Origin of the sequence: Marinobacter sp. EN3 (assembly GCF_000475315.1) — a bacterium.
Taxonomy (GTDB): Bacteria; Pseudomonadota; Gammaproteobacteria; order Pseudomonadales; family Oleiphilaceae; genus Marinobacter; species Marinobacter nauticus.
The window spans coordinates 229,831-242,769 of the sequence record NZ_AXCC01000001.1; the positions used below are offsets into that span (position 1 = coordinate 229,831).

A 12,939-nucleotide genomic window follows, 5' to 3' on the forward strand; every position below is an offset into this window, starting at 1 on the left:
GGACATCACATTTGACACCAATTAAGCCTGGTCACTACGCCCTTTGGACGATCCGTTTACGCCCCTTTAAGCCCTATCATTTAACCATGGTGAGGTTAACGCCTTACCTCGAAATCTGAAATTCAGGCCTTCAGACTTCTTGTTCCGCGTTGTTTCGACGCCCGGGTTCGTTAAGAACCCCTTCCATGAGAGCCACCCCTTGCGGGCTGGCTCTTTTTTTATGGGTCAGTTTACAGGTTTGCGAGAAATCTAGTGTTCAATGATGCGGCGAAACGGCGGGAGTGCATCCAATAGCAACTGCCCGTAGCGTCGAGCCACAATCCTGCGGTCCAGAATGGTGACCCGCCCCGTGTCCTGTTCCGTTCGCAGCAGGCGGCCAACGGCCTGCACCAGTTTGACAGAAGCGTCCGGCACCGTGATTTCCATAAAGGGATTGCCTCCGCGCTGGGTCACCCACTCGGCCAGACTGGCTTCAATGGGGTCATCCGGTACCGAAAAGGGCAATCGGGTGATCACCACGTGGTGCAGATAGCGCCCCGGCAGGTCAATGCCCTCTGCAAAACTGGCCACACCAAACAGTACACTGGGCTTACCTTCGTCAACCCGGCTGCAATGCACCCTGAGCACCTCATTCTTGGCCATATCGTCCTGGGTCAGGATCAGTTCCGGGTATTCAGGCGCCAGCGCATCACGAACCTGCTGCATCTGACGGCGCGACGTAAACAGCACCAGTGTCGCCTTTTCTCCGGCCCAGAGCTCCGGTAAACGCTTAACCAGGGCATCGGCGAAACCATCGTCGGTAGGCATCGCGACCATGGCCGGCACTTCCACCGTCGCCATTTCGGCGTACCGGAACGAACTGGGCACTACCAGATAACGGCTGGCCTCAGGCAATCCGGCCCGTGAACGAAGGCGATCAAAGCGCCCGAGCGCCGTCAGCGTGGCGCTGGTAAGTACCGCTCCGTAAGCCCTCGACCACAATCTCGAATACAGCAGGTTATCGGCCAGTACCGGCGAGCTGAACAAGGTAATGTCTTCAGCATGGTCCCAACGCTGGCGCACTGCCCACCTTGCCGCCGGTGGGCCTTTACGGGCAGGAGCTTCGACCACCGGCTCCTCTTCATCACTGACGATGGCGACACCTTCGCTCCAGGCAATCCACAACCGCAGCTGATCTTCCGCCCTTGCATGAAAGGAACCTACTACCGGATACCAGGAATCTGCTGTGTCCCGGTCCAGCTCGGGATCCTTGCGCTCATCGAATGCGCTCTGGAGTTCATCGACCAATGTTCCGAGGTGCCGACACAGCCCTGCCGTGGCGATTCGTGTTTCCCCAGCCAGTTCGGCCAGCTTCTCGGGCAAGGCACCATCCGGATACCGCCACTGGGCACTGCGGCGCTCTTCGTTGAATTCCCAGCCGGTATTCTGCTCAACCTCTTCGTACACGCGAGTGAGAGCCAGGTCCAGGTCCCGGCCCGCGGTACTGATCTTTTCAACCGCTTTGGCGGCCTGGGAGCCCGCTGGAAGCCAGGGCTGCATCTTGACCAGCGCCTGGGAAAGCTGTTTCAGCCATTGCCGGGTGGAGTTCAACGGCACTGACGCGGCGAAATGGTTCAGGGCCTTGTCTGGCAGGTGATGGGCTTCATCGAAGATGAACAGCGCGTTCTCCGGCTCCGGAAGAATGGCGCCACCGCCCAGGGCCAGATCCGCCAGCACCAGGTCGTGATTGGCCACCACCACATCGGCATCGTCCAGATCCTTGCGGGCATCAAAGAACGCACAACTGTCAAAGTAGGCGCAGTGCCGGTTGGTGCACTGGCGATGATCAGTCGTCACCTGACGCCAGATTTCATCGGGAATCTGTTCCGGCCAGTGATCCCGGTCGCCGTCCCAGTCCCGGGAACCATAACTGGCAAGCATGTTTTCAAAGGTGGCCCGGCTACGGGCTTCGTCGTCTACCGGCTGATCCAACAGGAACAACGGCATGGTATCGCTGTCACCATGGCCCTCATCGTGCAGCCTCGCTTCCAGTCGCGACATACACAGGTAACGACCACGGCCTTTGGCAAGAGTCCAGCTGAAATCCAGCTTGCTGTGTTTACGCAGGTCTGGCAGATCTTTCAGAACGATTTGATCCTGAAGCGCCACCGTGGCGGTGGAAATCACCAGAGTCTTGCCAAGGGCTTTCGCCACCGGAATGGCGGCGATGAGGTAGGCCAGCGTTTTACCTGTACCGGTACCAGCCTCCACCACGCAGGTAGCCGGCGGGGAAGTGCGCTGGCCATCGTTATCGGTGATTTCCCCCATATACCGGGCAATCTCCGCAATCATCAAGCGCTGGCCATAACGGGCACGGATATCCTTGCCCGCCAACACATCCCGATAGGCTTGCTGAATCTGCTGTTTAACGTCCTCTGTCAGCGCCATTATCTCGGGCTCACCCAGTCACGTACGGTACCTACACGGAAAAACTGGCCGTTCTTGCTGAGCACCACGCCGTCTTCGGTAATACGTTCTACCAACAGCGGCCCAAAGCCATCTCCCGGCCTCAGGTAATGGCCATTGATCATGACACGACTGGCAGAGGGATCGGATGCAAATATGTGACTGTTAAAGGTCAAATCAGGGACACTCTTCTGAAAAGAAAGGGGTAGTTCCACAAGGTGAGGCACCCTGCCCTGCGGCACCCGTTCCGTCAAGGCAGATTGTGGCAACGGCTCACTTTCGGACCGACTTGGAACAATGACGACAGGTTCGTCCCAGGACTGCTGGTTGACGCCGGGCTCATCTGACATGGCATCATCACCTGCCTCAGTGACCACGCCCGTACCTTTTGCCTGAGACAGGTCCTGCCCTCCGGAAACCCGGACCGGATCCGCTATTTCAGTCTCTGGAAGCGGCTCAGGCTCAGGCTGAGCCGCCGGCACATCGGGTACCGGTTCGGACTGTTCCTGGGCTACAGCAGGAGCCTCCTGCACCGTCACGATCTTTGCGTCACGCTCCGGCCAGAACAACCAGGCAAGCACACCCGCGTTCACTAACAAGGCCAGTGCAATCCACACCACGGCCGATACCGGCTTACGTTTAGGGCGGTATACCATCTGTACCGGTTGTCCGAGATCAGGCGCTTTGCCCTGTCGGCGCTCCGCTTCGGATTTTCGGAGCGCATCGAGAATATACGACATACGCTACCCGCTCCTGGCCATCACCGACGAAACCAGACGTGGAATATTCTCGGCCAGATCGTTGTTCATCTGGATAATGGTCATGGCGCCTGCAATACCATCCACAGTGAGCCCACGTTTTTCCTGATACCAGCGCACCTGGTCCGTCATCTCCATACGCTTCACCCGGGCCGCCTCCTGCCCACCACTGCTCAGACGCTCTGCCAGCTCCATCATCCGGGCACCGATCCATAACTGCTGGCCAGAGTCATCGCCGTAGAAACCATCGCCGGTCATGAATTCAGGAATTCGCCAAAGTACCCTGAAATCACCGTACCAGTATTCCTCAATCTCGCGAAACGGCACTTGTTGGCTGCCCACCGGCGTCGCAATCATGGCCAGCTCACCATCCAGCTGTTCCACAACTACCTGGCGGGTACGACCGCGTTCATCCCTTAACTGAAGGATGGCCGGCCGATTGATAAACTCCAGGCTTCTCCGACTCCCCTGGCGTTCCAGGCAGGCCAGCCCCACCGTTGCGGCGTAATCACAGGCGATCGGGTTGGCCGACGGTTCATAATTCTTGCCCCACAGATCAAACAAAGCGCCGAAGGCCTCAGCCAACGACTGGGTGTGCTGGTTAAACACGAACCCCGGCGCTGTTGGCTCCGGCGCCACGATTACCGGCTGGTCAGAATCTGATACCGTTTTCGGCTCAGGCTCTGCCTCCCGTTCAATCACACCTTCAACGGACCGTTCTGCCTTGGGCTCGGCGAGTGCCGGGGTCGGTGAGCCAGGAAATTCAAGCAGCCACAAGGTGCCAATGATGGCCAGTATGACCGAGGCGACAACCAACCATACATGACTGCCCCGGCTTCGGAACGTCCCGCCGGCCGGGGCCATCGCCAGCCCGCCATTGACCTCTTTTGCCGCTTTGCGAATGTGGGTGACGGAGATCAGATGATCTCCCTCCGCATAGGCGCCGAGCAGTGCCCGGTCGCTGATCAGATTGATAAGCCGGGGTACGCCCTGACTTTCCCGATACAATCTACGGACCGCCCCGGGGGTAAAAATATCACCCCGCATACCGGCAACATTAAGCCGGTACTGCAGATAGGCAGGCAATTCCTGCCGGTCTATTGCATCCAGGTGGTAGCGTGCCGTGACCCTTTGATTAAGCTGGCGAAGTTCCGGCAGAGCCAGGATCTCCTGCAATTCCGGCTGGCCAAGCAGAACAATCTGCAGCAGTTTCTTTTCCGAGGTTTCCAGGTTGGTCAGCAAGCGCAGCTGTTCGAGCACCTCAGCGGAGAGGTTCTGGGCCTCGTCAATAATCAAAACCTTGTGCCGGCCCGCAGCGTGGGCTTTCAACAAATCCTGGTTGATGCTGTCGACCAGGGTTTTGATACTGGCATCAGGTTGATGCGCTATTTCCAGCTCATCACAAACGGACGACAACAGTTCCCTGGCGGACAGGCGCGGATTCAGGACCAACGCAATATCCACATGTGCCGGCGCGTTTTCTATGAAGCAGCGACAAACCGTGGTTTTACCAGTGCCCACCTCGCCAGTGATCACAATGAAACCGCCCTGCCCCTGCACACCGTACATCAGGTGCGCCAGTGCTTCCTTGTGGCGATCGCTGAGGTAGAGATATCGGGGGTCGGGAGCGATTGAAAATGGCGGCTCACGAAAGCCGAAGAAATCGTAGTACATGGTTCCTCAGGGCCTGGCCGGGGTATCACCGCTTACCAGTTTGAGTTCCGCTGCGCGCCGGTTTTGCTGTTTCAGGCGGCGAACGCAACGCTCCAGGGTTTTCGAGATCCGTGCGTGGGAGCGGATCATGGATATCTTGGGCCAGGTCGCCCGCTCACCTTCCAGAATCATCTCACGAACATACTCAGGGCTCGGGTTGGCAAGCATACGCCGAAAATGTCGCAGGGAATAGTTTGGTGCGATGGTCACATCGCCGGAGTATCGCTGAGCCATAATGGTATACATCTGGCCGGAAAGCTGCCGCAGGATCTCTGGCCGAACACGTTTTCGAAGGTAATCGAATACGCCTTGCCCGTGGAACTGTATCTCGGATTTCAGCAAGTGGGACGGCAGATTGGTCAGCGACAGTTTTTCATCCTGGCCACGATCCGTCAGAAACGGCACCACGTGAGGGTTGGTCTGGCTGACAATGGTGAAATTCACATCATAAAGGTGCATCAGTCGTTCAATAGGCAGATCGCTCACAACAGAGCCGTCTACAAACTTGAGCCGCGGCATGTAGGGCAGCGAATTACCGTTAAGATCTTTTTTCATCAGCGTTACTGGCGGGAAAATACCCGGTACAGCGGCACTGGCCAGGGCGGCACTCCACACCAACAGGTACGGTGACGTGTAACCGCACAGCAAGCGGGCTTTCTGATGCGCCTGCACCGGAGACACACTGACATTAATACTGCGCCCCGTGCGCTGGTAGGCTTCCTCAAAGGTATAGTCGCCAATATTCTCCCGCAGGCATCGGCGCAATGTGTCCTGGTCCATCAGACCGGTTCCGCGCATGGCGCTTAACAACCCCCGCCATTTCCATGCTTTCAGGTTATGGCTTTCAGGCACCAGCATTTCAGGAATTTCAGCATCGGTATGAACCCCCAGAATGCCGGCGATAATGGCGCCGATGCTGGAGCCGGCAATCACCTGCGGCAACAGGCCTTTCTCCCACAGCGCCTTGATAACCCCGAAATGGAACATGCCCAGGCTGGCGCCCCCACTCAACAGCAAGGTGGGCCGCCCGTAGCTTGTCAGGGTGTCGCGGAAAAACTGCAGTTTGTCATACACCGGGAAACCAGGGACCGGGTGGTCACACAGGTAATCCAGCGACTCACAGACCTGAGTGATGTATTCTTCAATTAGGTGTTTGGTACCGACGCGGGAGCGGGTGTACAGCGCCGGATTCCCCATGTTGCCAAGGTCGTGATGCAACCCTTCCCTGAGCGCGCGCTTCAGGCGCTCGAAATCATTCTGTTGGCGATACTGCTTGAGATTGGACAGGCGATCATAGATCAGCTCGTAATGGTAAAGATCGGAGGCAAAATCCTCTTTCCATTCGGCATTGCCCTCAAGAAAATCCAGCTCCAGTGCGGCCGCTTTCCACTGTTCATAATTCGTGGCCTGCGCCAGCATTTTTCGGAAACGGGTTATTCTCGGGTCCTTGATCACCTGTCGCCTCCCGGCTTGTACACTCAGAAATCGTCGAGCATCAGATCGTCATCATCACTCGCGAAAGGATCTTCGGTGATCTTACCATCGTTAATCAGGAATTCACGACGCTGCAGGAAGGCATTGCGCATAAACGTGTACCGATCCCCGGAAATGAAATTCTCCGCCGGGATCAGGTCTGCCCGCTTATCCACAATCTGGAGCATTCGCAGGTAATACCATTCGGGATTCTCGACCGAGTCCCACGCCGAAGGCAGCATGAACCCGTCCGCCGCCATACCCGTGAAATACCGGGGCGTGGACGGCCCAAGCAACGGCAGCATCAGGTAAGGACCGGAATCCACTCCCCAGGTTGCCAGGGTCTGGCCGAAATCCTCCGGCCGCTCGGGCAGCTCGAAGGCGTTGGCAACATCAAAGAAACCACCAAGGCCGAAAACCGTGTTGTAGGTAAAACGGCCAACCGCCACAACCGCAGACTCACCCTTCAGCTGCAGAAGGCTGTTGGTGAAGTTACGGATTTCGGTCAGGTTATTGAAAAAATTGGTAATCCCCCGGTCCACCAGATCTGGTGTGACGGTGCGATAGCCCTTGGCTACCGGCCGGAGAAACCACCGGTCAATAGCATCATTAAAGGCGAAGACCTTTCGGTTCCAGTTTTCATAGGGATCGCCGGTTTCAACCGGCATAGTCTGTTCACCCGGGGGCTCCTGGAGATTCTGGGCCGTGGCCGGATTAAAGACCGCCAGGGCCGGGAAAACTGCGATGACCATCCAGGATGACCAGCGCCGGGACTTACGCTCTTTCATGTCGCTCTCTTGGGTTGTTTAACCTGTTCAGTTTCGTCAACAATACCGGCGCTTTATTATTATTTTTCAACCTTCCGGAGGAAATCCGATGTCAGTACCGGGAAATCCCGTCAGCTCCCTCACCATGGCACTGCGATGGGGTGATATGGATGCATACGGCCACGCCAATAACACAGTTTACTTTCGTTTCTTTGAAGAAGCCCGGATTGTCTGGCTTGCCTCACTGGAACTCGGTGGTGCCGAAGATGCCACCGGGCCGGTCATTATAAAGACCAGCGCCACATTCCTGAAGGAGCTGACTCACCCCGCCAATGTGGTGGTGGAAACTTACGCGGACAAAGCCGGAAATACCAGCCTGGACACTTACCACCTGTTGAAAGACAAGGATACCGGAGATATCTACGCGGAAGGCTATGCGAAAATCGTCTGGACGGACCGGGCGACACGCAAATCCACCCCGCTGCCAGACACCTTGCGGGCGCTGGCAGCGAGATAAACCTGCTCAGCGGTGGCGGACCACAACGCTGCCAATGGAATAGCCGGCGCCGAATGAGCAGATCACGCCCAGATCGCCGGCTTTCAGATCGTCCTTGTATTTGTGGAACGCGATGATGGACCCTGCGGAACTGGTGTTGGCGTATTCGTCCAGAATCACCGGAGCCTCTTCCACAGTGGCATCACGGCCCAGCACCTTGCGCGCGATCAGCTGATTCATGTTCAGATTGGCCTGATGCAGCCACATCCGGGTGAGATTACCCGGGCTAAGGGAAAGGGATTCCAGATGGCCCTGAATGGTCTCGGCCACCAGGGGTGAGACTTCCTTGAACACCTTCCGCCCCTGCTGGACAAACAGTTTGTCTGGCTTGCCAATGCCGGATTCATCGGCACGATTGAGGAAGCCGAAGTTGTTCCGGATGTTATTGGAAAACTTGGTTTTCAGACGAGTACCCAGAATTTCAAAACCCTGGCCGGCTTTGGTGTCTTCCTCACGCTCAACCAGTATCGCCGTGCAGGCATCACCGAAGATAAAGTGGCTGTCCCGATCCCTGAAATTCAAGTGGCCGGAGCAGATTTCCGGGCTGACAACCAGCACCGAACGTGCTGCACCATTTTCGACCGAGTTGACTGCCGCCTGCAGGCCGAAAGTGGCAGAACTGCACGCCACGTTCATGTCATAGGCAAAGCCTTCAATACCCAGGGCTTCCTGAACTTCAATGGCGATGGCCGGATACGGCCTTTGCAGGTTGGAACAGGCAACAATGACGGCATCGACATCGGCCGCCGTTTTACCCGCCTGGGCCAGGGCTTCCTTGCTCGCGGCCACAGCCATATCGCACTGTACCGACGGTTCATCGTTGCTGCGCTCCGGAATGTAGGGGGTCATCCGGTGGGGATCAAGAATACCATCCCGATCAATAACATGCCGGCGCTTGATACCGGAGGCTTTTTCAATAAAGGCAGAAGACGAGGGTTGCAGGGCAGCGACCTCACCACGGGCAATTTCGTCGGCATGCTCGTTGTTGAACAGCTCCACGTACTGATTGAACGCTTCAACCAGTTCATCATTCTCGATAATGGCGGGCGGCGTATACAGGCCGGTTCCGCTGATGACGGCTTTAATCACAATAACCCCACGTCACAATTATAAAAACGGTTTCTGACATCACGATGTCAGAAATACTAACACAGTCCGGCAGAATTGCCCGTGGGACTATCGTCCAGTGGCCCCGTTATAGTGCATCCGAAAACGTTATATACGGGTCTTTTCCCATTGTTTATCCAACCGCTTCGCCGAAACCGTCATTACCGTGCCCAGTTGTTGGGCAAAAAACGACACCCGGAACTCCTCCATCATCCAGCGGTAGGTTTCCAGCTCCGGGTCTCGCACGCCCTGGCGCTTCTGTTGCTCCAGTTTCGCGGCATACCGCGCCCATAATGGCTCAATGGTGTGAAGAAATTCCCGCTCACGCCCCATTTCCCGCGCCATTTTTTCCAACCGGATGTCCGCCGCTTCAAAGTAGGTGCCGAACCGTTCCAGCCACTGAGCCGGGGTATTGACCAGGAATCCCGGGTACACCAGATGTTGCAACTGGAATTTGAGGTCGGCCATGCTTGCCGCCAGCGCCAGATTGATCTTGCCCTTGAGCTGTTTCGCGACTTTCTGGTAGCCGTTCATAGCCTGAAACAGACGCTCGTCAGCAGCTTCCAGAGCAGGAATGAAGTCCCCCCGGTGGCGGTCGAACAGCTCTGCGAACGCCTGTTCGGTTCTGGGCAGTTGATCCGCCAGAAAATGCTGCATAACCGTCGACAACACCAGATCATCCAGCAGTCCCTTTGCCTGGCCGATCGGTGCAAACATCAACGCAGACTGCTTGAACCGGGGCAGCTTTCGTTCAAGATCCGCCAGGGTATTGCCGAACCGGTTCACAATCAGCCGCGCAACGCCGCGACGATGGGTATCCTCTGCGGTGAGCTTGTCCAGACAACGAGAAGCCCGCACCTTATTACCCAGATCTTCCAGAGCCGGGTAAACCGTGACCTGCATACCGCCTTTTTCTGTTTGAACCTGCTCCGGGAAGGTGCCGAATTGCCAGTCGGTGTATTCACCCGCCTGTTTTTTCCCGGGTTCATCTCTCGTCGCCGAGGCCAGCGCTTCTTCGGCCCGGCCCTCCAGTCTGGCCTGGAGCTCATCGGTGTCTCGGCTTTCGGCGATGACCTTGCCTTTATCGCCGGTCACCCTCAGGTTCATCCTCAGGTGGCGGGGCAGTTCCTCCTCCGGCCAGGCATCCGGATCAATCTGGACCCCGGTCATTCGTCGCAGCTGTTCACCCAGTTTGATCGCCAGAGGCTCGTTGCCCGGCTGCAGGTTGGCCAGAGCCGCGTCGACAAAGTCCGGTACCGGCACAAAATTCCGGCGCAACGCTTTCGGCAATCCCTTGACCAGGGCAATGCATTTTTCCCGAAGCAACCCTGGCACCAGCCACTCCAGACGCCGGGCGGGGATCTGTCGCAAAGCCATCAAGGGCACGTTGAGGGTGACACCGTCACGCTCACTGGTGGGTTCAAATTCATAACTCAGAGGGTATTTCACCCCTTCCCATTCCAGGTAGTCGGGGTACTGCTGGGCCGAGGTCTCATCCAGAGGCCTTTGCAGAACGTCGGTCTCTGTCAGCTCCAGCTTCTTCAATTCTTCGGCAGATAATCCTTTCCACCAGGACTCAAAATGTCGGCCACTAACGATATCCGATGGCAGTCTCTGGTCGTAGAACGCCACTAAAACTTCATCATCCACCAGAAGATCCCGCCGCCGGGTTTTCTTCTCCAGATTTTCGACGGTATCCAGCATTTCGCGGTTACGGGCAATAAACGGCGCCCTGGACTGGAAATCCCCCTCAACCAGGGCACGGCGAATAAACAGATTCCGGCACTCGGCGGGGTCTACCTTGGCGTAAGGAATGCGGCGCTTGGGCACCACATCCAGGCCATACAGTGTGACCTTCTCATACCCCATCACCTGCGCACGCTTCTGCTCCCAGTGGGGCTCAAAAAAGTGGTGCTTTACCACGTGGCCGGCCAGCGGCTCCACCCATTCGGGCTGAATGGCCGCCACCATTCGGGCAAACACCTTGCTGGTTTCGACGATCTCAGCCGCCACAATCCACTTGGGTGCCGTCTTGCCGACTTTGGAACCCGGGAAAATCATTACCTTGCGGTTTCGGGTGGCCAGATACTCCCGCTTTTCCACTTTCACCGCCACCTGGCCAAGCAAGCCGGCCAGAATGGCTTTATGCACTGCGTCGTAGTTGGCCGGCTGGCTATTCAATGTCAGCTTCTGCTCCCGGCAGATCAGAGTGAGCTGGCGGTGTATGTCCCGCCACTCACGCATTCGCATCCAGCTCAGGAAGGTTTTCTGGCACAGTTTTTTGAGCTGGTTCTGGGACAATTCCTGGCGCTGCTCTTCGAACCAGTTCCAGATATTCAGCAGGGTGGCGAAATCCGATTCCTTGTCGTTGAACGGTGCGTGTGCCTGGTCGGCCGCCTGCTGCTTGTCCTGTGGGCGTTCCCTGGGGTCCTGAACGCTCAGGCCGGCAATCACAATCAACACTTCCGCCAGACTGCCCTGCTCCGCTGATGTCACCAGCATACGGGCTAACCGAGGATCCAGTGGCAAGCGGGCCATGGTGCGCCCAAGCCTGGTAACTCGGCGTTTGTCATCGACGGCGCTGAGTTCTTCCAGCAGCTTGTAACCATCGTTAACCTGGCGACGATCCGGCGCCTCAAGGAACGGGAAGTGCCGGATCTCGCCCAGTCCGGATGTGGCCATTTGCAGGATAACGGAGGCCAGGTTGGTTCTCAGGATTTCAGGATCGGTGTATTCCGGGCGGTTCAAAAAGTCCGTTTCGTCGTACAGACGGAAACAGATCCCCGGCGCCACACGCCCACACCGGCCTGCCCGCTGGTTGGCACTGGCCTGGGAAATCGGTTCAATCGGCAGACGCTGTATTTTCGAGCGCACACTGTACCGGCTGATGCGGGCAACGCCGGTATCAATCACGTAGCGAATACCGGGCACCGTCAGCGAAGTCTCAGCCACGTTGGTGGACAACACAATCCGCCGGCCCTTGTGGCCCTGGAACACCCGGTTCTGTTCCTGGTTACTCAGGCGGGAATACAGCGGCAACACTTCGGTGTGACGCAGATCTGCGTGACGCAGCACCTTGCTCAGGGCCCGGATCTCCCGCTCGCCCGGCAGGAAAACCAGTACATCGCCCGGAGGCTGCTTTTCCTGCCGTTCATGCTGTTCAATCTCGTCCAATGCCGAGAGCACCCCGTCGGTCCAGCCCTGATCCCGGTCGTCCTCGTCCCCAACCAGGGGGCGATATCGAATATCCACCGGGAAGGTACGACCGCTGACTTCGATCACGGGCGCTTCGTTGAAAAACTCACTGAAGCGTTCCACCTCAATCGTGGCCGAGGTGATGATGACTTTCAGATCTGGGCGCTTCGGCAACAGTTGCTTCAGGTAACCGAGCAAAAAATCGATATTCAGGCTGCGCTCATGGGCCTCGTCGATAATCAGCGTGTCATAGCGATCCAGAAAACGGTCGTGCTGCACTTCCGCCAGCAGGATACCGTCGGTCATTACCTTGACCCGAGACGATTCCGAAGTGTTGTCGGTAAACCGTACCTGGTACCCGACCTGCTGGCCTACCGTCTCACCCAGCTCTTCGGCAATCCGGCTGGAAACACTGCGCGCGGCGATACGCCGGGGCTGGGTATGGCCAATAAGCCCGCGGATACCCCGCCCCAGGTTCAGGCAAATCTTCGGAATCTGAGTGGTTTTACCGGAACCGGTTTCACCGGCAATGATCACCACCTGATGGTTGTTGATGGCATCACTGATGTCCTCGACGCGATCGCTGACCGGCAACCCTGGGGGAAAGGTCGCCGGCTTGTGCAATGCCTGACGCTTACGCACCTTGTCGAGCCCCTGATCCAGCCATTGCGCCATCTTTTCCAGGTCCTTGTTACCAGGGTTACCCTTGCAACGGCTTACACGGCGAATGATGCGGGCGGCCTCCTGCTGGTTGCAGGCGTCCAGCTGGCTCATCATCGCTTTGACGGCGGCCCGGGGATCAACAGGAGTATCGGAACGAGTGTTGTCAGTCATTAACAGCTGCAGGCTCATCAATGGATAGGTGGAACATCAGGGCGAAACAGTCTAACGAAATCCGGAGCCAAGAAACACAAAGACCCCGCCG

8 protein-coding genes are annotated in these 12,939 nt (G+C 57.2%); 1 reads left to right on the plus strand and 7 read right to left on the minus strand.

Features of this window, described 5'->3' with window-relative positions; all coding sequences use genetic code 11:
* Positions 1-249: 249 nt before the first annotated feature.
* Genes dinG through Q675_RS20615 form a run of 5 tightly spaced genes read right to left on the minus strand, consistent with a single transcriptional unit; the run spans position 250 to position 7,177 of the window.
* Positions 250-2,427, minus strand: a complete 2,178-nt coding sequence (dinG, locus tag Q675_RS20595) for an ATP-dependent DNA helicase DinG (RefSeq protein ID WP_011785070.1) — start codon at positions 2,425-2,427, stop codon at positions 250-252.
* Complete coding sequence (locus tag Q675_RS20600; protein ID WP_023010342.1) at positions 2,427-3,185, minus strand: general secretion pathway protein GspB; 759 nt, start codon at positions 3,183-3,185, stop codon at positions 2,427-2,429. The genes dinG and Q675_RS20600 overlap by 1 nt, the downstream gene beginning before the upstream one ends.
* 3 nt (positions 3,186-3,188) lie before the next feature.
* On the minus strand, positions 3,189-4,877 hold the full coding sequence (locus tag Q675_RS20605) for an ExeA family protein (protein ID WP_023010343.1): 1,689 nt from the start codon (positions 4,875-4,877) through the stop codon (positions 3,189-3,191).
* A 6-nt stretch (positions 4,878-4,883) separates the two neighbouring features.
* A complete protein-coding gene (locus tag Q675_RS20610; protein WP_031210938.1) occupies positions 4,884-6,371 on the minus strand; it encodes a DUF3336 domain-containing protein in 1,488 nt (495 codons plus the stop codon).
* Positions 6,372-6,394: 23 nt separating this feature from the next.
* Positions 6,395-7,177: a VacJ family lipoprotein gene (locus Q675_RS20615; protein WP_022991148.1), complete on the minus strand. Its 783-nt coding sequence runs from the start codon at positions 7,175-7,177 to the stop codon at positions 6,395-6,397.
* 88 nt (positions 7,178-7,265) lie between these two features.
* Here Q675_RS20615 and Q675_RS20620 point away from each other — a divergent pair, with 88 nt between their 5' ends.
* Positions 7,266-7,673, plus strand: coding sequence for an acyl-CoA thioesterase (locus tag Q675_RS20620; RefSeq protein WP_014421347.1), 408 nt, complete (start codon positions 7,266-7,268; stop codon positions 7,671-7,673).
* Between the two features lie 6 nt (positions 7,674-7,679).
* Here Q675_RS20620 and Q675_RS20625 read toward each other — a convergent pair whose 3' ends face one another.
* On the minus strand, positions 7,680-8,801 hold the full coding sequence (locus Q675_RS20625; RefSeq protein ID WP_022991147.1) for a beta-ketoacyl-ACP synthase III: 1,122 nt from the start codon (positions 8,799-8,801) through the stop codon (positions 7,680-7,682).
* Between the two features lie 126 nt (positions 8,802-8,927).
* Positions 8,928-12,848: an ATP-dependent RNA helicase HrpA gene (gene hrpA / locus Q675_RS20630; RefSeq protein WP_031210939.1), complete on the minus strand. Its 3,921-nt coding sequence runs from the start codon at positions 12,846-12,848 to the stop codon at positions 8,928-8,930.
* Between the last annotated feature and the right edge of the window lie 91 nt (positions 12,849-12,939).